Here is a 22,908-nt window from a genome sequence, read left to right as displayed (position 1 = left end):
AGCATTCTTTCTTTTAAAACATAAGATTATGTATATCAAAAAAATTTTCACACTTCTTTTATTAGTAAACGCTTTTTTCTTTTCCTATGCTCAAAATTCTAATGCGCAACATGAACTTGAAAAATCTTTCTTTTATGGAGCAAGAACATCTAACATAGAAATACTAGATGAATTTATTAAAACGGGTGTGAGTGTTAATTATCAAGGTGAAAACGGCTATACTGCAATAATGATTGCGGCATACAATGGGCAGAAAAAAGCAGTAGAATTTTTACTTTCTAAAGGAGCCGATTTATGTATAAAGGATAAAAGAGGAAATACTGCTTTAATGGGAGCAATCGTGGCTAGTGAAGATGATATTGCTAAATATTTAATAAATAACGAAAAATGCGATGAAGAAACAAATAAAAGAACTCTTGAATATGCACAACGTTTTGGAAGAACTGAAATAATTAAGTTTTTATCTACAAAAAACACCAAATAAAAACAATCTGTTTTTAACAAAATTTAATATCAATTAGTCTAAAAAGCATACCCTCCTAATTTAAAATAATTCATTTCAATAAATTATTTTACTCACAAAACATTGAGTAGCCAATATCACTAACTCTATAAATTTAATAACATACAAGATGAATCATAAACAATTTTAGAATATTGATTAAATAACAATCCTTAAAAACATATTTGCATTTATAATTTTATTGTCTAGTAGAATTTAATCTAAAAATATCTAAAAAACGTTAAAAATGTAAGTTATCTTTGTTTATAATTTTTAACACAAAGAATCATATATTTTAAAATGAAAAAAACAATTTATTTATCCGTTTTCAGTTCTTTGATTTCGCTTTTTTCATTAGCTCAAGAAACGGTTTCAGAACGTTATACTTCACATAATAAAGGTAAGTTCTATGTATATTGGGGAGGAAATCGCGAAACTTTCAGTAATTCTGACATTACTTTTAAAGGAAATGATTACAACTTTACCATTTATGATGTACCAGCTCAAGACAAACCTAAAGGTTGGCATATAGATTATATCAATCCGCTTAGAATGACCATCCCACAAACAAATTTCCGATTAGGATATTTTATTAACGATCATTACAATATTTCATTAGGCTTAGACCACATGAAATATGTTATGTATCAAAATAAAGTCGTAAATTACACAGGTAATTACCCTAACAGAGGTTTATATGGTGAAGATAAAAATGAATTAGGTCAACCTATCAGTTCAAATCAAATAAATTTAACCGAGGATTTTTTAACATTTGAACATACTGACGGGCTTAATTATGTTAATGCAGAAATCAGCCGAGTTGATGATCTCACTAAATACATCGTTCCTACCCTTAATACAGATAAAGTACAACTAAATCTGACAGAAGGAATTGGTGCTGGTATTTTATTACCTAAAACAAATACCAAACTTTTTCATAAAGAACGCTACGATGAATTTCATTTAGCAGGTTATGGTATAGCTGCTAAAGCTGGTTTAAATTTAACCTTTTTAAAACATTTCTTTGTACAAGGAGAACTCAAAGGAGGCTATATTAACATGCCTGATATTCGTACTTCCTACGATTCATCAGACAGAGCAAGCCAACATTTTTGGTTCTTACAACGCATTATAGCTTTTGGTGTTACATATAAATTATAATACCTTATTTTCATAAAATTTTAACTAGAGGTGGTTTAAAAAACAAAGAACCCAACCTCTAGTTTTTCTTTTCTTCTCTAGAAAAACATCAAAACTATTTCCTTTTCCTCAACTCCCCCTCAAATTACTTTTAAAATTCAGCTTACACATTAGACTTTACAGTAATACCATTTAAACTTTGAAATTCCCTCATAATACATTTTTTTAACCTTGAGACTATCCAAAAAGTTCGCAATCTTTTCATCTCTCAAAGGGAGAACACATAATGTTGATTATGAAACTCCTCCTTACGTAGGAGTGACAAACTGTATGTTGATTTAGACACTATCCTACAAAAGCAATAAAAATTAGTGTTGATTTTCGATGCGCTTCGCGCTCGAACTAACGATGATTTCAATTATATACTCACCCTTTTGTTCGAGTTATTTTAAAACGAAAAAAACATATCGAGAATTTTACTTTTTAATCCAATATTTTTTAAGTTTAAATGGTATAATCCTAACATTTTAAGAAACTTTAATCAAAAAAAATGCCCTAAAAGCATGACCTCTACATAAATATAGACGATTACCTTTAGGGCGTATAATATAGATTTCTAATTATTTTAAATTTTATATTCTATTTATTAGAAAATATCTTTTGCTACAATACCTATCAAACCAATGATCTCTTTACTAACAAATATTAAAATCTAATTAAAAACCACAATTACTCAAAATTATTTATTTTAATGATATTTCTACTTGAATATTACCTCTAGTTGCATTAGAATAAGGACAGATTTGGTGTGTTTTAGCTAATAAATCTTCAGCCACTTCTCTTTCTACTCCTTCTATTTGAGCAACTAAATTTACGCTTAAATCAAAACCCCCATTTGCATTAGCACCAATGCCTACTTCAGCTGTTATACTAGTGCTTCCTAATTTAATTTTTAAATTACGAGCGACTAAATTTAACGCACTATCAAAACACGCCGCATAACCTGCCGCAAATAATTGTTCTGGATTTGTAAAAGCACCTCCTTTTCCTCCTAATTCTTTTGGAATTTCTACTTTAAAATCTAAAACACCGTCTTCAGATTTTACACTACCTTCTCTTCCTCCTGTTGCAGTTACTTTTGTAGAATATAATGTTTTCATTTTTTATTAATCTATTAACGTTACTAATTCATTCATAGGTTTTCGTACCTTTTTAAGATTTACTAACCAATCATTAGGCACATTCTTGTATCCCAAAGGAAGAATTAATGTACTTCTTAAATTCTTCGCTCTTAAATCAAGTATCTTATCTAACTCATCACGATCAAAACCCTCCATAGGCGTACTATCTATCCCCTCATACTCAGCCTGTGTCATAGCTGACATAAGAGCTATATAAGTCTGTTTTGCAGCATGATTATAGTTTTCTTCTGGGTCTTGGTCTGGATAAAATGATAAAAGTTTTTGGCGATACGCTTCCCATCCTTCATTTTTAATTCCTCTTATTTCATTAGTCAAATCAAACATGTGATTGATCCTTTCTGTTGTATAATTATCCCAAGCCGCAAAAACTAACAAATGAGAGCAATCAGTAACCTGCGACTGATTCCATGCTATTTTCCTAATTTCTGCTTTAACATCTGGATTTGTAATTACAAAAACTTCAAAAGGTTGTAATCCACTAGAAGTTGGAGTCAATCTAATAGCCTCCAAAATGTTTTCTATCTTTTCGTTTGGAATCGTTTCTCCCGTCATTGCTTTACAAGCATAACGATTATTCAATAATTCTAAAAAATCCATTTTATTTATTTTAATGTAATCTATTATTTTTATTATTCTATTTTTGTAAGTATCTATTACTTCTTAATACTATACCAAGCCATATTATATGCGTTTTCTAACACTTCTTCATCAAAAAAAAGTTCGCCCGTTTGCTGTTTTGCAACCAAAAAGGAAAGCGGATTTATAGCAAATCCATAGATCAAATAAAGAGAACAATCTTTAATGATTCCTTCTTCTTGCCCTCGTTTACATAAATCCATAAACTTTTGCAAATACGAAATCCCCTTACTACGTGTTTCCTCATTAATCATAGGCGTAATATCACACAACGATTGAAAAAGAGCTTCTTTAATATGAGTACGTTTATAATTAGCTATACCATTCCAGATTACTCTAAACCCCTCTTCTACCGACATTCCTTCTTCGTAATCTGCAAAAATACAATGGCTAATCTCCTCTTTTAAATGGAGATAAAGCTTATTTATAAGATCTTGCTTATTTTCAAAATAAATATAAATAGTAGCTGGTGCTACATTTGCTTTTTGTGCAATTTTTGACATTGAAGAAGCATGAAAACCATTATTATTTACTAATTCTAAAGTTGCCTCTAATATAGCCTTCTCTTTATCTTTTAATTCAGCTCTCATCTCTACTACTCTTTTGTGATGACAAATATACATAAAAAGAATGAACGTTCGTTTTTTTTATTCTTTTTTTAAAAAAAGAAATACTTTTTTATTTTTCTATCCTCCCCTATATCATTCTATCAAATACTGACTTACTACAAACCTCTCTAATAAAAACAAAACACTAAAAATCTCTTCCTTCAAATCCCTCCTTATTCATTAAAAACAAAAAAAGCACACTTTTACCAGACCTAAAATCATTTTATCTGTACAAAATCATCTTTACACTATTTAAATAAAAAAGTCTTATCACTTTAAAATCTTATATTTTTGTACGGATTTTCCGTAATTATTAATTAAATCATTTTTATACCTTGGCTTCATGAATCAACAAAAGAATATCTAATGAAAAAAAATCACAAAACCCTTATATCCTTACACAATACACAACTCATTCCTTATTATTTTTAGGAATACCCTCTAAAATCAATTATTTTTATTAAACATAATTAAAATCATATCTATTCAACATTTAATCATATAAATACTAAATAGAAACATTTATCGTTAAAATAATATCTTTATTTCAATACTAATTTTATATACGAAATATAAAAACATAACTTTTTAAATCATAGTTAAACCTTCTTACCAAACAAACTAATAAAATGAAAATTAAACTTTTAACTCTTACCCTAATAGCAACACTCTTTTCTTGTAATAAAGAAAACGAAATAGCAAGTTTAAAGACTGAAGAACCAATTGACTTTAAACAAAAAATGAGAGAATTTGTAATCGGTATCAGCAAATACTCTAAAGCAATTAATTCTGATTTTTATATAATTCCTCAGAACGGTATCGAATTAGTTTCAACAACTGGAAATGATTTAGGAAATCCTCACGATTCTTACCTTGATGCTATTGATGCTAATGGACAAGAAGACCTGTTTTATAGCTCTGAAAATGACAATCAAGCAACTCCTAGCAATCGAACAGAATATTTAAAAAAATTACTTAATATATCTAAAAATTCAGGAAATAAAATTCTAGTGATTGATTTTTGTTCAAACAATACTGATATTTCTGATTCTTATTTACAAAACAATAACAACAATTACACCTCTTTTGCCACAACCGAAATAGGATTAAACTCCATCCCCCCCCTACCCAATCCTATAAATCAAGAAAATGACACAAATATTAACAACATCAATAACATCAAAAATTTCTTATATATCATAAACCCTACTCAATACAAATCTAAAACTGATTTTATTGCAGCCGTAAATAAAACAAACTATGATTTAATAATAATGGATCTATTTTTTAAAGGAGTCCCTTTTACCTCTACCGAAATAAATCAACTTAAAAACAAAGAAAACGGAGGACGAAGACTCGTTATCTCATATATGTCAATTGGAGAAGCCGAAAGTTATCGTTATTACTGGCAAACCAATTGGTTTGCCAACAAACCTTCCTGGTTAGATGAAGAAAATCCTGATTGGAAAGGTAACTTTAAAGTAAAATATTGGGATGAAAAATGGCAAAGCATTATTTATGGAAACAATAATTCTTATCTAAAAAAAATACTAGATGCTAACTTTGACGGAGTCTATTTAGACATAATTGATGCTTTTGACTATTATACTAATTAAAAAAATTACTTCCGCTAACAGCTAAGGTTTCGTTGCGTACAGAGCACGAACAATGAAACCTCTGTTGAACGAAACCGTTGAGATTCCATGCACTATGGGAATACCGAAGTGAAAATTTAAGAATATACAAGAGGCATTTACGCCTCTTTTTTTGAAGTGTAATAGTTATTTTATTTTGGTTTTTATACCATCTAAACTTTGAAATTTCCTCATAATACTATTTTTTAAACCCTGAGACTACCCAAAAAGTTCACAATCTTGTCATTTCGACCAAAGGGAGAAATCACATAATGTTGACTATCAGAATCCTCCTTACACAGAAATGGCAAACTGTATTAATTATATACTCAATCCTTTGTTCTAGTTTAGTGATTACAATTTATTGTTCCTGCTCTACACGCAACGAAACCTTAGCTGTTGGCGGTAGTACCTTATTATAATTTGCTGATTTCTTCTTTGGTTAAACCTGTTGCCTGCGTAATTATTTCTACTGAAACACCTAATCTTTTTAAGGATTTAGCCGTTTCAATCTTTCCTTTTATTTCTCCTTTTATTTCTCCTTCAATTAATCCTTCCATCTTTCCTTCGTCGAAAGCAGTGTCGATAACGCCTTTTAGATCTCGGTAAACTTTAAGACTGCTCTCATATTTGTCTAAATCTAATTGCCCGAAATTTGCCAACTCTGCTTTTTCAAAGGCTTGGGTAAATACTTCGTCTTTGAAAATTGTGGGAATATTTTGAAAATCTTCCAAGTTTTTGATGAAATATAACCATTTGTCTAAACGGGAGTTTAATTGGTTTTCCTGTTTGTCAAAATTGGGCATTTCTAAGTAGATATAGGTCAGTTTATCGTAAAATACTTTTCCGTTTTGGTTTTTTAGTTTGATGGTATGTACTACTTCGCTTCTTTCGGGTTCTGTTTCGTAATCGTCGAAGGTGAAATCTAAAACACCTACGCAATAAACCGCTTTCAAATTATAGTTCCATTCGCCTTTTTCGGCTTGTTCTCTAATGGGAAATGTGGAGTAATAGATGGTTCTTTCTTTGAAGTAGTTTTGCTTGGCTTTTTGGAGTTCTACGATGAATTTTTCGCCTTTTTCGTTTTCGCAATAGATGTCGTAAATGGCTTTTCTATCGAGGTCGCTCTGCCCGAGTTGTTCGGTGTTTTTAAAAGAAAGTTCTTTGATCTGGTCATATTCTGGCAACAAGGCATTGAGGAAGTCGATAAGTAGGTTTTTACTGGCTTCTTCCCCAAATATCTTCTTAAACCCAAAATCCGTAAAGGGATTGATGTATTTTGCCTTCATGTTCTCAACTTGTTTTCTTTGTCAAATTTACAAAAAATAATCTTTGATGTTAAATCGATAAATCAAATGCTTTATCCTCACAATCAACTGAATTTTTTTTTAACCTTTTTCTTAACTAATTTCTACTTATTTGTTACATCATTTTGATAGATAAATATTTCCGTCTCTGTTTTGTTAATTTGATCAGTAAGTTATAAGTGGTATTGTGTAAATACTTCTTTTATAGTATATTCAAAATAATTAATAGATTAGGTTATAATAAATATAGGTAAGTTTATTTTGTCAAGTTAATTTATTTCCCGATACAAAAAGTATTTCATTAATAAAATAAGGGCTTTAAAAGTTTAAGGTACAAATAGGGTACAAAACTTATACTATTCAGCCATTTTTTTGATTTTTTCCATTGACGAATTTGATATGAAATCAATAAACTCTTTTCCTAAATCAGAAATTTTTATCATTGTTGTTCCGTTCGCTTGGTACATATCTGTTATACCAGTATAAGCACTTTGTAATTGACCTAAATATAAACCAAAATTAGCATCATTAATTTCAGGTTTATGTAAATCATTATCAGGAAACACAACGTTGTATTCTATCGCTCCAAAGAAATACAGTTTAGCAAGATAATTAATCGTGAATGGCTCTGCTTTAACAAAAAGATTTATGAAATATTGTTTTTTGTCAAACGAATAATTTTCATTTCTTAACAAACTTTCGGTGATGCTTGACCAAATTACTAATTTTTTATCGAAAATCTCATTTGCAACATTACTTGTAACTTGACTAAAAAGTATTTTTAGATTTTCATTTTGTTTTATATTTTCTTTGTCTTCTTCTGTTAAAGCCCAATCTTTGAGCCAACTTGCTATCCTACTTTTTTCGTGGTAATAAAGATTAACAAACCAACTATCAACTCTATTTCCAATTACGCCACCAGCTGTTGCACTTGCTACAAATTTAATTGCTTCTTCAACTTCTTTTGATATTGGTATTAAATTGAAATCCATATTTGAATAATTTTTGAAATGTAAAAGTAATAAAAAACGGCTCTTTTTGAGCCGTTTAATTTAAAAGGGTTGATTTAGTTTAAACTTTTCATTTAGTTGGTTGTAATAGTCAATCAACGTTTTGAAATGCTTTTGCAGTTTCTTTGTTCCATCGGGTACATCTATTTCAACGTATTTGTTATCTCTGTTGTTGGTGTATCTAATATTTAGCCCAGTTTCGTTGTTTAAAACATATTTTATAAAGTTAATTGCGTTTTCATCGGCAAGTACATCAGACTTTTCAGAAATACCTTTATTTACGTCCTTATTGGTTTCTGTATCGGTTACTTTGAAAATAACTCCTTTTCCTGCTCTAACGTCTTTTCGGCTTCCAAGTAGGTAACTAACTTCATCAAAGAAAATCCAATCGCTATCTCTGTATCGGTTTACTAAACGTATTGGTGTCATAAACTGTTTACCGTCTTTTACATACATTCCAAAATAAATTTGGATATAAGTTACAGAATACGGACTAACAGTAAAATCTTTTGAAACTAACGGAATTGGTTTTGATTTTATCCAAGAAATATTATTGTGATAATCGTTTTCAACCTCAACGCCTTTAAGTTTTATTGGTTCTTCTTTTGTTTCCTGTGCATAAGTTGAAGTTAGTAACATAGCAGTTAAGATGCTAAATAATAGTTTTTTCATAGTTAATTACTTTAGTTGATTTATAAAAAAGTTTGGTGCTTGTATGTTCTTGAAATTATAAGTTGTAGAGTAGCCCAATGATATTTCAATTTCCATTATGTTATGCTGTTTCAAAGTTTCAACCTCGCTTTCGTTTAGTAAAATTAAATGCACCCTTTTATCATTCGTTGTGTTTGATATTGGAGTGAAAATTGCATAATCGTTTTTCAATTTTCCGTTGCCTAAATCGAAATTGAAACTTACTCCAATTGAAGCATCGTAATCACTTGTATAAAGTTCTTCATCTAAAATGATTTGTAGAAAAGTATAGTTTTCGAGTTTTAAGATTTTGCCTTTTATTCCGATAAGGTTTTTTGAAGAAAAGTAACCTATTGTAGTAAAACCGTTATTGTCTTTTGTTTCTATATCCTGTGAAAAGATTAGGTTAAAAGACAAAATCATTGATAAGAGTAGTAATGTTTTTTTCATTTTTTAAAGTAAACTGTTACCGTTCCAAGTAACATTAAACAATAAAAAAAGCGTGGAACTTAATCTACTTCTGCTTTCGGAGGTACTGGCATACCTAAAAACTACAAAATAGAAAAGCCCACGCCGTAACGTGAGCATCATTCTATTATCCTTGTAGTTTTTTAGAAAGTTTTGCCAGTTTTCCGAAAACAAGAATAAAGACTAACGCTTTATTATATTTTAAAAATCAAATGTTTTATTTATCTCATTGATTATTTATTATGTACTGCAAATATAGGATATTTTTTATAGGACATAAAATGACATTAATACTACTTTTCGGTTTTATGACGCTTTATTTTAATTAATTGATGTTAATTGGTTTGTTGTTAGTAAGTTAAATGATAATTTCAGATAAAAAACGACATTAAATGACAAATATTTTTCTTTGGTAACATTATGCAACATAATTCAGTTACATCAAATACAATCTTTCAATTTCTTCTGCTGAAAAGTTCTCTATTTCATTTATTTTTTCAAGTAATTTCAGATAGCGTTTTGTTGGTTTTCCGTTGTAGTGTGTTTTGAAATGTTTGCTGTGTAGTTCTTCAAAATGTTTTTCACTATCAAAATACGCACCGTAAACCTTTTCTAATTGTCGCCACTTTTTTGTTTGGGTTTGTGTAGAGTACATTCCGCTTGGTATTGCGGAACGGTGCATAAAGCGTTCGTCTATTAAATGAAGTTTACGACATCGCTTATTTGTAAAAGGACAAACGAAATACCAAACGTAGCCAATCCCTAAATTAGACGGTAATGTAATCAACGGTACTTGGTAATTGTAATCTGTGCCGTTGCATTTATAATTCAATGTAACAAATGAAGTATTTCCATAGATAAACACTTCTATTGAAATTTTACCAGTTTCTACATTGTTCCTGCTCCAAATTAGTGTACCGCTTTTTTGACTGTTCATTTTTAAGTAGTTCCATTTGTTTAAATTGGTAATACTTATGCTTTTTTCTTCATCGAAAAGGAACGGAAAAGTTGAGTTTTTTGGCATTTTTGTAAATTTTAAAACCTAAATCTTTAGGAAACGTTGCATTAATTTTTAATCAAAAGTAAAGGGTTCGCCCTCTTTTAAATGAACCTTTTGTACTGTTGGAAACACATAAGGCATCAGTTTACAAACAAAATTTATCCTGTCTTTTGGCTCTAATGTTTCCAATTGTTCAGGTAATTGTTTTAGTTCCTTTTGCACAACCTCTTTTAGACTGTTACGCAAATCGCTGGTTAATATTTTTTCTTTTTCTTTCATAGTTTATAGTTGTTATTGATTTGTATTAAATAATCGGCAATATCTAAACCCTGCTTTTTTTCTTCTTCGGTTGCTTTGGTTTCTAATAGGGTTGAGGTTCTGAATGTAGCAAGTTTAGTAAGTGTTGCTATTTTGCTATTCCATAATTCGTAACAACTCAAATCAGGAAATAACACAACGTTTCTACCTTTTAAAAAGCTTGTTTTTGTGTAGTTTAAATTGTTTACACTTCCGCAAGAAATCCAAATGAAATCAGGCAAAAAAACACTTGAAATAATTGCTGTTTTTTCGCTTTCAACTATTGCTACTGGTTTGCTTTTATCTTCATTCAATAGATGTTCTCCAAAGTAACATTGTTCTAAATTGAAGTTTTCCAGTTTCAAAACCGTATGCACCCAATTAATGTGATTATACGGTTCTTTTACTCTTTTTCCTGTGATTGGATTGTAAAGCATAATTTTACCACTTCTAACATTTCCAGTTTTATCTACTTGCCAAAATACGGTTGCACCGTTCCAATGCTTTGAAGTTCCAATGTTGTACTTTTCTGCTAAATAATACGCTATTTCGTAATCCCAAATGTTTGCCAAGTAATCTATAAAGCAATTAGTGTGTTCAGTTTGTAAACTTTTATTGAAAACATCTTTTGGTATAAAGCTGGTTTCAATTTTAGTTTTCGCCCTTGTGGTAACCTTGTGGTTATTCTCGTTGTAAACTCGTTGTTTTATCCTTGCCGTAACCTTACCGTTATTTGAAAAATCATTGTCATTAAAATACTGTTTTGGCGTATAATGGTAGCCACATTTAATAGTTCTATTGCATTTGCCTACTTTGTCATTCAAATATTCGTTTGTTGTGTTGTCAATGTATTTTGTGAATATTCCTTTTTTGTTACAGTTCGGACATTGAAACCTTGTTTTCATTCCGTTGTATGGTTCTAATGTGTATTGAAAATCATTCATAACTTGATTTTTTGTTTTGTTTTTAAACTACATTTTATAAACTTGCTACACAATCGCTTTTTCAATGTAAATCGCATTTCCGTAACTTTTACGTTCAATTACAAAACCATTTTTTCGCAATCGTTGTGAAAATGTTTTGTTTGAACCTTTGAAATAGCCATTATCTAAACAGTAATTTTTATACTCTGTATAAACTTCTTGCAATGGTTTATGATGTTCAAAAGATTGCTTATAGTTTTCATCTTCTAAAAACATCAATACGCTATCGCTTTCTTTTTGGTACTCCAATACTTGATTTTCTACAATTTTACTATCTGTAAATCCTTTGTTTTGAAGTAAGCGAGTAAGTCCAGCCAAAACCCAATTGAAAACGCCCGATAATTCGGTTTCAATTATTCTATTTGAAAGTGTTTTGTCTTGCTTGTTTTGTGGTATTGTTACCCGAAAAGGTAAGATTATGAACCTACGAAAAAAGGCGTTTGTATTTTCAACTTCTTTAGGTAACTCATTACAGTTAAACATAAATCTCGCATAGTCAGAAACGATTTGAATGTTTTTGTATAATAATCGAGCTTCTACTGGTTCGCCCGAAATCAGTTGCTTAAATGTATTGCTTTCAAGTTTTCCGTTAATCTCACTTGTGTAGTTTAGCAATTTATCAACTATCATAGCTCTTGCATTACCGTTTTCAGAAGTTAAATTCTGTAAAGAATAGTTGGCGACATTTTGCGAACCCAATAATGCCATTAATATTTCAAACAATACACTTTTTCCATTCGCTCCACTTCCATACAACAAAAGGACTTTTTCAAGTTTTAATATACTGTTTTTTACAAAAATGTAGCCCAAATATTCAGCAAGTATGTTTTGTAGTTCTGCTTCGGGCAAAACTTCATCTAAAAAGGTTTTGAATATTGGAGCAGTTGCATCTTTATTGTAAGCAAATGGCAATTGGTAAGTAATAAAGTCGCTTTTGCGAAATTCTCTTAACGATTGCTTTTTTGGTGTGATTTCAAACGTGCCATTGTTTAAATTTATTAAAGTGGTGTTGCTGGTTGATTTTATTTCTTTTAGCCCTGCATCGGCGATAAATTGCTTGTAAAGATTGTCTTTAAAATCGTGGTACTTTGCATCAAATCGATTAACGCCCATTTTTAGGGCAACACTACCTAAAAAGTCTTTGAAAACCTCATCGTTTACGTTCTCCCAATATTCAGAATTATACAAATAGATAAATTCACTTTTACGGCAAAGACTAAAACCTTTTTCGTTTACGGTATTCAATAGAATTTCGATACACGCAACTAAAAAATGTTTTCTTTGGAGTTTGTCGCTATCATTATCCAGTTTACAATATTCTCTAAAATTGACTGGCTCAATGTGATTAAGCATTTCATTTAGAATATTTGCAACTTGGTTTTGCTTTAATAACTCTTTATCCTGTGCAACGGCTTCTAAAAGTTCGTTTTGTTCTTTTAGTACGTCATCAATTCCGATATTCGTTTTTTTATCTTTTTTCATTAGAATAGCGTTAATTGATTAGTATTGGTTAATCCATCAAATTCATTGGGATTGGTACTTATTAAACGTGCAAAATGTTTTGTAATAGGACATACAACATCGTAATTAGACTGTTTTAGTAAGCCATCTTTTTCATAACGTCTTTTATATCTACAACCAGCTTCTACTGGTATTTCCATTGCGGTACAAATTGCTTTTTTTGTAGTTGTAACGTACTTTAAGGCAACATAAAAAAGTTCTTCTTCAAAATAACTTTCTTTCAGTTCTTCATAAGTCAATCCAGTACCTTTTTCTACTTTAGATTTTATAAAGTTTATGATTAAAGTAGTATCTTCGCTTTGTCTTTTATTCGGGCTGTTTTTGTGGTTATTTTCCATAATTCAGCCCTTTTTTATTGTTTGACAAATAAGCGTTGGCATCTTCTTGGATTTCTTTAAGTGTTTTCTGTTTTCCTGTTTTTATCCAAACAAGTATTTCAGATTTAAAGAAATACAAACGGTTGCCTTTTTTGTTAAAAGGGATTTCGTTACGCTGACAATAACCGTATAGAGTAGGTACGGTTAATCCAGTAAGTTCTGCAACCTCTTTAATGCTTAAAGGATTGTCAGCTTCGGGTTGAGGTTCTACCTTTTGAAGTAAAAGGGCTTTCATTTCTTGAACCTCGTTTTTTAGGTCTGCAATTACGCTTGGTAACTGTTCAAATTTTAATGCTTCCATTACACTATTTTTTTAATTGTTAAATAATAGTGCAATGTTAGTTGGGGCTTTTTAGGGCAAAAAGATAGGAGTACGCCCTATTTTAATGTTGCATAATGTTTTTCTACGTTTTCTTGGTGCTGGTATGCCGTATAGCGTGTTCTGTCTGTGCTTTTAATGTTTCTAATACCGTTTATATTTCCTCTTACTGCTCTTTCAGTTGTTTTCAAAATATCCGCAATTAATTTGTGAAGTGCAACGCCTGAATTACAATGATTGTTGTTTAAATGGTTAATGAAACCCAAATACTCTAAATACGCAATTTGCATCGGCAAGTCGGAGTTAGCGATTTTATTTATCAAACTTGTTTTATTGTTTTCAGTTACCTTGTCTAAACTATCGAAATTGTATTGATTAAGTTTATTTTCCAATACTTGTGCTTTTGTTGGTTCAGATTTTGCTTTAGGTTCAATTTGCTTGTTTGTAAATGGTGCAATTTCTTCAATAAAATTCTTTTCGGACTTGAACCACTTTTTTAAAATCTTAATGTATTCCGTTTTACTATTATTCTGCATTTTACTTAACTCGTAAAGTTCTAATTTACGGTTGTTTAGTATTAAATCTAATTTTATCTTTTCAGCGTTGTTTAGCCGTCCTTTTTCAAATAATGTTGCTCCGTTTATACTGGTTATGATGTTCTTGGTAATTTGAAGCAATGCAACTGTTAAACTGTTTTTAGTGTGTACTTCATAAGTGGTAACTTTAGAATATCTATTTGTCTTTTGTCGCCCAGTATGGAGTGGAACAATATTTTTAAATTTATCTTTTAAGTGTTTAAAGTAAGGTAAATCAAATGGAAAAATTTTATACCAGTCCTCGTATGTACTCCATAATAAATTCAAATCAGTTGTGTTTTCTTCAACATCATTTTTAATTGGACTTAATAAATATTTTACTCTGTTCATTCGTGTTTTGATTTCAACTTTTGAAATCACATCTGAACTAACTTTGTTCTCTATTCCATTTATTAAATGCAAAAGGCATCTGTAAAAGTTGCTCAATTCTAATGGTTCTCCATAACCTGCTGGTAAACTTCCATAACTTTCTATTGTGTATTCTAAATAATCTTTGATGTCATTAAACCAATCTTCATTGTCAAGATTATTAATAATATGATGATAACAAAAGAGTATTTTATTTGCGGTAATATTTGCAAAATCTACATAATCTTCTTTTTTGAAAAAATCTAAATTGTTTAAGTTTTTATGAAAATCACAACAATTTGGAAATTTATCAAATTTGGTTGTTAATTCAGATACTAATAAATTGTAATGACCTCTACAATTTTCGCAACTTTCTAAACTATGTTTTCCATCAGTTTTTTGAGTAGCAAAGGGAATTTCGTATTCGCCACCAGTTGCTTGGTACATTTTTTTATCACAATATGAGTATTCTTTAAACTCATTAATTAAGAATGTTTTATGTCTGTTTATTTGGTTTTTCATTTGAAATCAATTATTATTTTATCAGTTGCTTTACGTTTGGTTTCATCAACAATTTTGGCGTAAATCATAGTAGTTTTTAAGTCTTTGTGTCCTAACATTTTTGAAACGGTTGTTATTGCAGTACCGTTATTCAGTTGTAGTGTTGCGTATGTATGTCTAAAGCAATGAAAAGTTAAATGTTTTTGTACTCCAGCATTTATAGCCCATTTTAGTAAAATACTATTTTGGTGTGCTGAATACATTAAACCGTCAAAAATTTTTTGGCTTGGTTCTTTTGGTTCTCCCATTAAATTGTATGCTTGTTCCGATATTGGTAAATATTCGTTGCTTTTTGTTTTTTGTTGTTGAAAGTGGATAAAATAACCTTGTTCATTAGTATAAATGACTTCACTCCATTTTAGTTTTTCAATATCTGAAAACCTCAACCCTGTAAGTGCCGAAAACAAAGACGCTTGTTTTAGTATTGGGTTCGGACAATCTGTATTTGCCAGTAGATTAACTTCTTCTATTGATAAAAATGTTCTGTTGGTATCGGCTTCTTTTATTGGTTCTATTTTTCCGTTGAGGTCAATAGGTATAAGATTGTCTTTGAATGCTTGTTTTATTGTTGCTTTAAATTTATTGAAATAACTGTGGGCTGTATTTTGCGAAATGGTTGTATTTCCTGTTCTTCTACTTTTGGCATTTAATAAGTAATCTTTGTAGTCGTTGCAAAACTTTTCGTTGAGGTCTGAAAACTTCAAACTACCTTTTGAAAACTCTTTTAAGTAGAAAAATGATGAAAACCATACATCATAATTTTTACCTATTCGTTTTTCCATTTGCTGTTCAAAGTAACTAATAAATGAAAGTTCTCCTTTTTCTCTTACTTTAAGTTGTTCAATCTCAAAAGCCGTGTAAACTTCGGGTTTGTTTATTTCGTTATCTCGTTTCTGCTTTATCTGTTCAGCAAGTTGTAAAGTTTGTTTGTTGTCCTGCTTTTCCAATGGTGTTTTTGGGCTGTTCATAATATAAAGTCCTAAAAACTCCCTACGAGTAGAAGTATCTGAACCAGCTACGGTAATTGGTGGATAAAAGTCTAAATACAAACTTTTACGCCCTTTAGATATTGGCTTTTGTCTTAAAGTTACTTTGGTTGCCATTTGTCTTTTATTTTTGTCTTTTATTTTTAATTGTGTAGGTTGTGTATAAAATGTAGTTGGGTTTTAAAACTTTAATTTACTATCGACTAAATAATTTATCAATTTCGGAGCGTTTAATTCTTATAATTCTTTGACCTAAATTGACTGCATTTATTCTACCAGTATCAATTGAATAATAAATACTACTAATAGAACAGTTCAATAATAATGATGCTTCTTTAACGGTTAAAAACTCTTTGGCTTTTAGTTGCTCTAATGGAAACGATATTGTTTTAACTGTTTGGCTATTTGTGGTATCAATTTTTACTTGCTTGGCTTTCGCTTTATAATCTCGACTATTACAAATGTGAGAACAATACTTTGTAGTGGTTTTTTGTGCAGTAAATTCCTTTTTACAGAAACTACATATTTTTTGAATTTTAATATTTGAACTCATTTTCTTTAAATACGATTAAATATTATTAAGCTACATTAAGTACGATTAGTTACAAATTTGGCGAAATAACTTTATTAAAAACGGCAAATTTTGTACCTCGAAAGTTCAAAGGTACAAATAAGGTACAAATAAATACATAAACAACAAATAATAGATATTAACAAACGGATAGTATAAGACATTAAAAAAGCCCTAAATATAGGACTTTATAGTGTTTTAGTGTGTTTATAATATTTGTTAAATAAGAGCTGTTACTTCCCAATACAAAAGTTTGCAAAGATATTACCTAACAATTCATCGTTAGTTACTTCCCCAGTAATTTCACCAAAATAATACAATGCCTGTCGTATATCAATTGCCATCAAATCTGAAGACAAACCTTGTTGTATGCCCCATTGTACTTTTTGAATTTCTTCTAGGGCTTTGAGTAACGAATCGTAATGACGGGTATTCGTTATAATCGTTTCGTTGTTGCGCAGGGCTCCTGTCTTTACAAATGATAATAGGGTGTTCTTTAACTCATCGATACCTATTTTTTGTTTAGCTGAGATGAATAAACAATTTGAAATTTGAGATTTGATGTTTGACATTAATTCGGTTGGCATCAAATCCATTTTATTGAAAATTGTCAGTAACGTTTTTTGAGGATATTTGTTTTTAATTTGTTCTATTTCATTTTTAAGTGAATCTAAACTGTTGACTATTAGCTGTGAACTGTCAACTAAAAATAGAACCACTTGTGCTTGTTCGATTTTTTCGAAGGTTTTTTGGATTCCTATGCTTTCTACGACATCTTTTGTTTCTCGTATGCCTGCGGTGTCTATAAAACGAAAGCCTATGCCGTTGATGACTAGTTCATCTTCTATGGTATCACGGGTGGTTCCTGCAATATCAGAAACAATGGCGCGTTCTTCGTTTAATAGGGCATTTAATAGGGTCGATTTACCTACATTAGGTTCGCCTACAATGGCTACGGGGATTCCGTTTTTAATGACGTTACCTACGGCAAAGGAGTCGATTAAGCGTTTTAAAACAAATTCGATGCGGTTTAATAAATCTATAAACTGACTTCTATCGGCAAATTCTACATCTTCTTCGGCAAAATCCAATTCCAATTCAATTAAGGAAGCGAAGTTTAATAATTCCTCGCGTAGTTTTGCTAATTCGTTGCTAAAGCCGCCACGCATTTGTTGCATGGCAATTTGATGACTGGCTTCGTTGTCCGAGGCAATCAAGTCGGCTACGGCTTCGGCCTGTGAAAGATCCATTTTTCCGTTTAGGAAAGAGCGCAGAGTAAATTCGCCTGCTTGTGCCATACGGCAGCCTTTGCGAAGTAGTAGCTGGATGATTTGTTGTTGTATGAATATAGATCCGTGACAGGAAATTTCTACGGTGTCTTCGCCCGTGTAGGAATTGGGTCCTTTGAATAAGGAAAGAAGGACTTGATCTAGAATTTTATCTCCATCTACAATATGCCCTAAATGTAGCGTATGGGATTTTTGTTTGGCTAAGTCTTTATTTTTAATGGATTTAAAAACTTGTTGTGCTTTAACAATTGCCTCTTTACCTGAAATACGGATTACAGCTATGGCTCCCGCTCCTGATGGAGTAGCAAGCGCTACAATAGTGTCTAGATTCATGAATATCTTAAAAAATTTAGTAGCAAAGTTAACTATATTTTTTTAAGAATAAATGAATGCTAATGATGTATTAAAAAAGATGAATTAGATAATTTTTTTTATCACTCTTAATTTGTGTGTATGTTTATTTTGTTCAGCATTGTATATTCCTAAATGGTCTAAGCGATCTATCCTAACTTTTCCACTGGCATGTATGATATAATTGTTTTCCATTATGATTCCTACATGAATAATATTACCTTCTTCGTTGTCAAAAAAGGCTAAATCACCTGGTTCGCTTTCTTCTATAAAACTTAGAGCATCACCTTGTGCGGCTTGTTGAGAAGCATCTCTGAGTAGTTTATAGCCGTTTAATTTGTATACCATTTGAGTGAAACCGGAACAATCTATTCCAAAAGGTGTTTTTCCTCCCCATAAGTAGGGGCTGTGTAAGTACATAAAGGCCGTATTAATAATTTCGGTTTTTGATTTCTGTCCTGTTATTTTTAATCCTTCAAAATGATAGTTTTCTGTATTTATGGTTGGCAGATCTAAAAAACGTAGAGAAGCTCCAAGAGGGATAGCCATTAGTCCTTTTTCTGACGTTGTAACATATTCTATAAAATCGCCATTTAGTAGTAAATCAGAGTTTTCAAGTTTTTGATAGGTTTGAGCTGTTATAGGTTTAAATTGTTTATTGTCTACCCATCCTTCATAGGCATCAAAGGCTAATTTTATTTTAGACCATTTTGGGTTTTGCTCTATTATCTGAAAATGCTCGCCAAATAAAACTTGTGAAACGAGTTCACTGCGATCACTTGGTTCTAGACGTAAAGGGATATTAGCTAAATTACAAATGCCAAACATTTTGTGTATTCTATTTTTTAAATTATGAGTTATGAAAAAATTCTTTTTTAAGGACTTTACTCATAACTCATAGGGATTTTATTATTAGATTTTTTCTATTACAATAGCAGAGGCTCCTCCTCCACCGTTACAAATGGCTGCTGCTCCTATTTTTGCATTGTTTTGCTCTAATACGTTCAATAAAGTAACGATGATTCTTGCTCCAGAGCATCCTAGTGGATGACCTAATGAAACAGCTCCTCCATTTATATTTACTTTTTCATTATTTAGCCCTAGTATTTTAGCATTTGCTAATCCTACTACTGAAAAAGCTTCGTTAAATTCAAAAAAGTCTACTTGATCTAAGGTTAGACCTGCTTTGGCTAGGGCTAATGGTAATGCTTTAGCTGGGGCTGTTGTAAACCATTTAGGTTCTTGTGCGGCATCCGCATATCCTTTTATATAAGCTAATGGTTTTAATCCTAATTCATTTGCTTTTTCTTCGCTCATTAAAACTAATGCGGCTGCTCCATCGTTAATTGTTGAAGCGTTTGCTGCTGTAACAGTTCCTTCTTTTGTGAATACAGGGTTTAAAGCTGGAATTTTATCTAATTTTACATTTGTATACTCTTCATCTTTAGAGACTACAATGGGCTCTCCTTTTCTTTGAGGAATTGTAACGGGAATAATTTCGTTATCAAATTTTCCTGACTCCCAAGCAGAGGCTGATCTTTGATATGATTGGATCGCAAAATGGTCTTGTTCTTCACGGGTAATATTATGTTCTGTTGCGCATAAGTCTGCACATACTCCCATAGCGTTATTGTCATAAGCGTCTGTTAAACCATCTTTTTGCATTCCATCTACAAATGTGGTAGGACCAAATTTCACACCATTACGCATGTGTACATAATGAGGAATTAACGACATATTTTCCATTCCTCCTGCTACAATAATATCTGCATCACCACACATAATAGCTTGTGCTCCCATCATAACCGCTTTCATACCTGATGCACATACTTTGTTTACAGTAGTACAAGGAACCTCATTTGTAAGTCCTGCAAATAATGCTGCTTGTCTAGCTGGGGCTTGTCCTACTCCTGCTTGAATAACATTTCCCATATATACCTCATTTACTAAGGCTGGATCTAAATTTATTTTATTTAAAGCACCTTTAATGGCAACAGCACCTAGTTGTGGAGCTGTAACCGTTGATAAAGCCCCCATGAAACTTCCTATTGGTGTACGGGCAGCTGATACTATAACCACTTTTTTCATTACGAATAATTTTCTAAATTAGTTTGTGCGAAAATACTAATTTAAAATAGAAATAGTAAACTCTTTTAATGATAATTCGTATAAGAAGTTGGTATAAAACTTTATTTGATTTTAATTTGTTTTATCATGGGTTTTCCTTTTTTGATTTATTTTCTTATCTTATTTTGTATTGAAGATATTAAATTAAGAGTTCGTTAATATGATTTAACAACTCTAAACATTTAGAGTTTAAGACATTATGTTTTTAAATAAAATGATCCTTATTTTTTTTTAAAAAAAAACAAATAAATACTTGTAAAAACACAATCTTATTATATCTTTGCAACCGCAAAACGAAATAAAAGTTCTTGTAAAAATCGTTGGAGAGGTGCCGGAGTGGTAACGGAGCAGATTGCTAATCTGTCATCGGGTAACCGATGCCAGGGTTCGAATCCCTGTCTCTCCGCTTTTCTAAAGTCTTACGGGGTGTAGCGTAGCCCGGTCATCGCGCCTGGTTTGGGACCAGGAGGTCGCAGGTTCGAATCCTGCCACCCCGACAAAGAAAAGCTTAGATTTTATCTAAAAGGTCCAATAGCTCAGCTGGATAGAGCAACTGCCTTCTAAGCAGTAGGTCTCAGGTTCGAATCCTGATTGGATCACAAAAATCAACTTAAATAGGTTGAAAGTTCATTAAAATATTTAAAATTAAGGAGAGGTGCCGGAGTGGTAACGGAGCAGATTGCTAATCTGTCATCGGGTAACCGATGCCAGGGTTCGAGTCCCTGTCTCTCCGCTTTTCTAAAGTCTTACGGGGTGTAGCGTAGCCCGGTCATCGCGCCTGGTTTGGGACCAGGAGGTCGCAGGTTCGAATCCTGCCACCCCGACAAAGAAAAATTTAGATTTTATCTAAAAGGTCCAATAGCTCAGCTGGATAGAGCAACTGCCTTCTAAGCAGTAGGTCTCAGGTTCGAATCCTGATTGGATCACAAAACATAACAGTTTAAAGCTATAAAGCTCATAGATCATTTTATCATGATGTATGAGCTTTTCAGTTTTATCAACAATTCATCAAACTAATGATGGATCAAGAAAAAAGTTAGAAATTAATTATACAAAAATTTAGATAATCTGAATATAAACTTTATAGATTATTTTATCATATCTAACAAGATTATTACCACTAGCAGAGTAATTAAATAAGATTATTTTTTTAGATTATCTCAACACAGATCTTATACATTAGACAAGTAGCCCCCCTTTTTAGCCAGAAGTATTAACAAGTCTTTATTTATTTTTTTTTTAGACTTAAAACATATTTTATAATACAACTTTTCTTTTGATTGCAAAGGATTAAAAAAAGGAATGCCTAAGTTTAGTTTAATAGTTTATCTTTTTTATTAAAAAAACAGAAGTTAAAAAACGACTCCCAACCACCAAGTTTGTCATTTTTAAAACTTTTTTTCTACAAACATTTAACTGTAGACATTCCTAGGGGAAATACATTAGACCTCATTAATAGACCTAAAATTAAAGACTAAAAAAACTAAAAAAAAACTAAAAACTGTAAGCTTAATAGATTATATAAGGATGCCACAAGACTTTTAGGTCTTTTATTTTTAGGTGTTTTTATTTCATGAGTTAAAAACAAATTGTATTTTTTCTAATGTATTTTTTTGATTATAATATCAAATAAAGTATAGCTTGAACGAATAGGTTTAATATTACTCCTATTAATAACCAGACCAAACAATTATTACACATTCCTATTTTTTTTATAGTTTTCATATATAATTTTCAATGTTAATAAAAAATAGATTTGATAATGATTTCATGATTTTTTATCCTTTTATTTTTGTTATATTATCTGAATCTCTTTTTAATGACTTCTTTATTTCATCAATAAATATCTTTTTATCAAATAAATTATCTCTATAAGATCTATTTTTCACTATCTATTTCGTAATAGTTTGATTACTAAATAATTTATTGAAATATTATCTCTGAATTAACTCTTTTTTTAAGTTTATTTTTGGGGTCTTATTGATTAACCAAGACTCCTAGAACTAATTCTATTTTATTACACACTTCTTCATTTACATTTCTGAAATGCCAAAAATCAAACACTTTTGATTCTGGTATTTCTGGATAATAATTTTGAATAACTGCTTTGAAGGCATCAAAACTTCTAAAACCTTTATGAAAAAAACCCATCAAAAGGCTACTTGAACGCTGAATTAGCTCAATACGTTTTAATGTAGACAGTTCTCTCTTCTTCATTGTATTTTTAGAATCAACTAACATAACTTTTGTATATTTGTTTTTAATATATGCACAAAATATTTGCACAAATAGTTTGTGTAAACTGTGTGTTATAATTAAACGGATTATATACACACTCAAACTATATGTGAAAACCAGATATACAAATATATAAAATATTTGATG

23 protein-coding genes and 6 tRNA genes are annotated in these 22,908 nt (G+C 30.8%); 9 read left to right on the top strand and 20 right to left on the bottom strand.

All coding sequences use genetic code 11. From position 1 onward, the window contains the following. The first annotated feature begins 28 nt into the window (after positions 1-28). Entirely contained in the window at positions 29-484 is a 456-nt protein-coding gene (locus tag AWN65_RS03960) for an ankyrin repeat domain-containing protein (protein ID WP_060381972.1), read from the top strand. A gap of 318 nt (positions 485-802) precedes the next feature. After that, positions 803-1,663 carry a hypothetical protein gene (locus tag AWN65_RS03955; RefSeq protein WP_060381971.1) on the top strand — a complete coding sequence of 287 codons (861 nt, stop codon included), beginning with the start codon at positions 803-805 and terminating at the stop codon, positions 1,661-1,663. Between the two features lie 722 nt (positions 1,664-2,385). Here AWN65_RS03955 and AWN65_RS03950 read toward each other — a convergent pair. From AWN65_RS03950 to AWN65_RS03940, 3 genes are read right to left on the bottom strand one after another with little or no spacing between them, the layout of a single operon-like run. After that, positions 2,386-2,802, bottom strand: coding sequence for an organic hydroperoxide resistance protein (locus tag AWN65_RS03950; RefSeq protein WP_060381970.1), 417 nt, complete (start codon positions 2,800-2,802; stop codon positions 2,386-2,388). 6 nt (positions 2,803-2,808) lie between these two features. Beyond that, positions 2,809-3,441, bottom strand: a complete 633-nt coding sequence (locus tag AWN65_RS03945; protein WP_060381969.1) for an NAD(P)H-dependent oxidoreductase — start codon at positions 3,439-3,441, stop codon at positions 2,809-2,811. A 56-nt stretch (positions 3,442-3,497) separates the two neighbouring features. Beyond that, positions 3,498-4,070 (bottom strand): TetR/AcrR family transcriptional regulator, encoded by a 573-nt coding sequence (locus tag AWN65_RS03940; protein ID WP_060381968.1) that lies wholly within the window; start codon positions 4,068-4,070, stop codon positions 3,498-3,500. A gap of 647 nt (positions 4,071-4,717) precedes the next feature. Here AWN65_RS03940 and AWN65_RS03935 point away from each other — a divergent pair. Next, positions 4,718-5,704, top strand: coding sequence for an endo alpha-1,4 polygalactosaminidase (locus AWN65_RS03935; RefSeq protein ID WP_060381967.1), 987 nt, complete (start codon positions 4,718-4,720; stop codon positions 5,702-5,704). A 434-nt stretch (positions 5,705-6,138) separates the two neighbouring features. Here AWN65_RS03935 and AWN65_RS03930 read toward each other — a convergent pair whose 3' ends face one another. From AWN65_RS03930 to AWN65_RS03855, 16 genes are all read right to left on the bottom strand, one after another. After that, positions 6,139-7,011, bottom strand: coding sequence for an Rpn family recombination-promoting nuclease/putative transposase (locus AWN65_RS03930; RefSeq protein WP_060381966.1), 873 nt, complete (start codon positions 7,009-7,011; stop codon positions 6,139-6,141). A 374-nt stretch (positions 7,012-7,385) separates the two neighbouring features. Continuing rightward, on the bottom strand, positions 7,386-8,021 hold the full coding sequence (locus AWN65_RS03925) for a hypothetical protein (protein WP_060381965.1): 636 nt from the start codon (positions 8,019-8,021) through the stop codon (positions 7,386-7,388). A 60-nt stretch (positions 8,022-8,081) separates the two neighbouring features. Continuing rightward, a complete protein-coding gene (locus AWN65_RS03920) occupies positions 8,082-8,711 on the bottom strand; it encodes a hypothetical protein (protein ID WP_060381964.1) in 630 nt (209 codons plus the stop codon). Positions 8,712-8,717: 6 nt separating this feature from the next. Beyond that, complete coding sequence (locus AWN65_RS03915; RefSeq protein WP_060381963.1) at positions 8,718-9,179, bottom strand: hypothetical protein; 462 nt, start codon at positions 9,177-9,179, stop codon at positions 8,718-8,720. 454 nt (positions 9,180-9,633) lie between these two features. After that, entirely contained in the window at positions 9,634-10,221 is a 588-nt protein-coding gene (locus tag AWN65_RS03910) for a hypothetical protein (RefSeq protein ID WP_060381962.1), read from the bottom strand. A 48-nt stretch (positions 10,222-10,269) separates the two neighbouring features. Beyond that, a complete protein-coding gene (locus AWN65_RS03905) occupies positions 10,270-10,476 on the bottom strand; it encodes a hypothetical protein (protein WP_060381961.1) in 207 nt (68 codons plus the stop codon). After that, positions 10,473-11,438 (bottom strand): DUF6371 domain-containing protein, encoded by a 966-nt coding sequence (locus AWN65_RS03900; protein WP_060381960.1) that lies wholly within the window; start codon positions 11,436-11,438, stop codon positions 10,473-10,475. Before AWN65_RS03900 ends, AWN65_RS03905 begins: the two co-directional genes overlap by 4 nt. A gap of 45 nt (positions 11,439-11,483) precedes the next feature. Next, positions 11,484-12,959 (bottom strand): DNA primase family protein, encoded by a 1,476-nt coding sequence (locus AWN65_RS03895; protein WP_060381959.1) that lies wholly within the window; start codon positions 12,957-12,959, stop codon positions 11,484-11,486. After that, entirely contained in the window at positions 12,959-13,336 is a 378-nt protein-coding gene (locus tag AWN65_RS03890; protein WP_060381958.1) for a hypothetical protein, read from the bottom strand. The genes AWN65_RS03895 and AWN65_RS03890 overlap by 1 nt, the downstream gene beginning before the upstream one ends. Next, entirely contained in the window at positions 13,326-13,676 is a 351-nt protein-coding gene (locus AWN65_RS03885; protein WP_060381957.1) for a helix-turn-helix domain-containing protein, read from the bottom strand. The genes AWN65_RS03890 and AWN65_RS03885 overlap by 11 nt, the downstream gene beginning before the upstream one ends. 77 nt (positions 13,677-13,753) lie before the next feature. After that, on the bottom strand, positions 13,754-15,160 hold the full coding sequence (locus AWN65_RS03880) for a hypothetical protein (protein WP_060381956.1): 1,407 nt from the start codon (positions 15,158-15,160) through the stop codon (positions 13,754-13,756). Next, the gene (locus AWN65_RS03875) at positions 15,157-16,302 is read right to left on the bottom strand and encodes a site-specific integrase (protein WP_060381955.1); all 1,146 of its coding nucleotides are present in this window, start codon (positions 16,300-16,302) and stop codon (positions 15,157-15,159) included. The genes AWN65_RS03880 and AWN65_RS03875 overlap by 4 nt, the downstream gene beginning before the upstream one ends. 79 nt (positions 16,303-16,381) lie before the next feature. After that, positions 16,382-16,738, bottom strand: coding sequence for a helix-turn-helix domain-containing protein (locus AWN65_RS03870; protein ID WP_060381954.1), 357 nt, complete (start codon positions 16,736-16,738; stop codon positions 16,382-16,384). Between the two features lie 251 nt (positions 16,739-16,989). Continuing rightward, a complete protein-coding gene (gene mnmE, locus AWN65_RS03865) occupies positions 16,990-18,378 on the bottom strand; it encodes a tRNA uridine-5-carboxymethylaminomethyl(34) synthesis GTPase MnmE (RefSeq protein ID WP_060381953.1) in 1,389 nt (462 codons plus the stop codon). 84 nt (positions 18,379-18,462) lie between these two features. Further along, positions 18,463-19,224, bottom strand: a complete 762-nt coding sequence (locus AWN65_RS03860; protein ID WP_060381952.1) for a C40 family peptidase — start codon at positions 19,222-19,224, stop codon at positions 18,463-18,465. 84 nt (positions 19,225-19,308) lie between these two features. Continuing rightward, entirely contained in the window at positions 19,309-20,484 is a 1,176-nt protein-coding gene (locus tag AWN65_RS03855; RefSeq protein ID WP_060381951.1) for an acetyl-CoA C-acyltransferase, read from the bottom strand. A gap of 361 nt (positions 20,485-20,845) precedes the next feature. Here AWN65_RS03855 and AWN65_RS03850 point away from each other — a divergent pair. The 6 genes from AWN65_RS03850 to AWN65_RS03825 all read left to right on the top strand — a co-directional run bounded on the left by AWN65_RS03850 (position 20,846) and on the right by AWN65_RS03825 (position 21,449). Then, a tRNA-Ser gene (locus AWN65_RS03850) sits at positions 20,846-20,929 on the top strand. A gap of 16 nt (positions 20,930-20,945) precedes the next feature. Further along, a tRNA-Pro gene (locus AWN65_RS03845) sits at positions 20,946-21,020 on the top strand. Positions 21,021-21,048: 28 nt separating this feature from the next. Next, a tRNA-Arg gene (locus AWN65_RS03840) sits at positions 21,049-21,122 on the top strand. Between the two features lie 50 nt (positions 21,123-21,172). Next, positions 21,173-21,256 (top strand) — tRNA-Ser (locus AWN65_RS03835). Between the two features lie 16 nt (positions 21,257-21,272). Further along, positions 21,273-21,347 (top strand) — tRNA-Pro (locus tag AWN65_RS03830). A 28-nt stretch (positions 21,348-21,375) separates the two neighbouring features. Next, positions 21,376-21,449: transfer RNA gene (locus AWN65_RS03825), tRNA-Arg, on the top strand. A gap of 1,051 nt (positions 21,450-22,500) precedes the next feature. On the opposite strand, the gene AWN65_RS03820 is transcribed toward AWN65_RS03825, so the two are convergent. Beyond that, positions 22,501-22,740, bottom strand: a complete 240-nt coding sequence (locus AWN65_RS03820; RefSeq protein WP_123861986.1) for a hypothetical protein — start codon at positions 22,738-22,740, stop codon at positions 22,501-22,503. Positions 22,741-22,908 lie beyond the last annotated feature (168 nt).

Origin of the sequence: Flavobacterium covae (assembly GCF_001534645.1) — a bacterium.
GTDB classification, from domain to species: Bacteria; Bacteroidota; Bacteroidia; order Flavobacteriales; family Flavobacteriaceae; genus Flavobacterium; species Flavobacterium covae.
This window is presented reverse-complemented; position numbering and strand designations above follow the sequence as displayed.

Bases quoted from the DNA above. Each gene is read 5' to 3' on its own strand.
- AWN65_RS03885 (WP_060381957.1), bottom strand. From the start codon at position 13,676: ATGGAAGCATTAAAATTTGAACAGTTACCAAGCGTAATTGCAGACCTA.
- AWN65_RS03875 (WP_060381955.1), bottom strand. From the start codon at position 16,302: ATGGCAACCAAAGTAACTTTAAGACAAAAGCCAATATCTAAAGGGCGT.
- AWN65_RS03950 (WP_060381970.1), bottom strand. From the start codon at position 2,802: ATGAAAACATTATATTCTACAAAAGTAACTGCAACAGGAGGAAGAGAA.
- AWN65_RS03900 (WP_060381960.1), bottom strand. From the start codon at position 11,438: ATGAATGATTTTCAATACACATTAGAACCATACAACGGAATGAAAACA.
- AWN65_RS03935 (WP_060381967.1), top strand. From the start codon at position 4,718: ATGAAAATTAAACTTTTAACTCTTACCCTAATAGCAACACTCTTTTCT.
- AWN65_RS03860 (WP_060381952.1), bottom strand. From the start codon at position 19,224: ATGTTTGGCATTTGTAATTTAGCTAATATCCCTTTACGTCTAGAACCA.
- AWN65_RS03910 (WP_060381962.1), bottom strand. From the start codon at position 10,221: ATGCCAAAAAACTCAACTTTTCCGTTCCTTTTCGATGAAGAAAAAAGC.
- AWN65_RS03915 (WP_060381963.1), bottom strand. From the start codon at position 9,179: ATGAAAAAAACATTACTACTCTTATCAATGATTTTGTCTTTTAACCTA.
- mnmE (WP_060381953.1), bottom strand. From the start codon at position 18,378: ATGAATCTAGACACTATTGTAGCGCTTGCTACTCCATCAGGAGCGGGA.
- AWN65_RS03820 (WP_123861986.1), bottom strand. From the start codon at position 22,740: ATGAAGAAGAGAGAACTGTCTACATTAAAACGTATTGAGCTAATTCAG.
- AWN65_RS03870 (WP_060381954.1), bottom strand. From the start codon at position 16,738: ATGAGTTCAAATATTAAAATTCAAAAAATATGTAGTTTCTGTAAAAAG.
- AWN65_RS03905 (WP_060381961.1), bottom strand. From the start codon at position 10,476: ATGAAAGAAAAAGAAAAAATATTAACCAGCGATTTGCGTAACAGTCTA.
- AWN65_RS03960 (WP_060381972.1), top strand. From the start codon at position 29: ATGTATATCAAAAAAATTTTCACACTTCTTTTATTAGTAAACGCTTTT.
- AWN65_RS03890 (WP_060381958.1), bottom strand. From the start codon at position 13,336: ATGGAAAATAACCACAAAAACAGCCCGAATAAAAGACAAAGCGAAGAT.
- AWN65_RS03940 (WP_060381968.1), bottom strand. From the start codon at position 4,070: ATGAGAGCTGAATTAAAAGATAAAGAGAAGGCTATATTAGAGGCAACT.
- AWN65_RS03945 (WP_060381969.1), bottom strand. From the start codon at position 3,441: ATGGATTTTTTAGAATTATTGAATAATCGTTATGCTTGTAAAGCAATG.
- AWN65_RS03855 (WP_060381951.1), bottom strand. From the start codon at position 20,484: ATGAAAAAAGTGGTTATAGTATCAGCTGCCCGTACACCAATAGGAAGT.
- AWN65_RS03955 (WP_060381971.1), top strand. From the start codon at position 803: ATGAAAAAAACAATTTATTTATCCGTTTTCAGTTCTTTGATTTCGCTT.
- AWN65_RS03930 (WP_060381966.1), bottom strand. From the start codon at position 7,011: ATGAAGGCAAAATACATCAATCCCTTTACGGATTTTGGGTTTAAGAAG.
- AWN65_RS03895 (WP_060381959.1), bottom strand. From the start codon at position 12,959: ATGAAAAAAGATAAAAAAACGAATATCGGAATTGATGACGTACTAAAA.
- AWN65_RS03925 (WP_060381965.1), bottom strand. From the start codon at position 8,021: ATGGATTTCAATTTAATACCAATATCAAAAGAAGTTGAAGAAGCAATT.
- AWN65_RS03880 (WP_060381956.1), bottom strand. From the start codon at position 15,160: ATGAAAAACCAAATAAACAGACATAAAACATTCTTAATTAATGAGTTT.
- AWN65_RS03920 (WP_060381964.1), bottom strand. From the start codon at position 8,711: ATGAAAAAACTATTATTTAGCATCTTAACTGCTATGTTACTAACTTCA.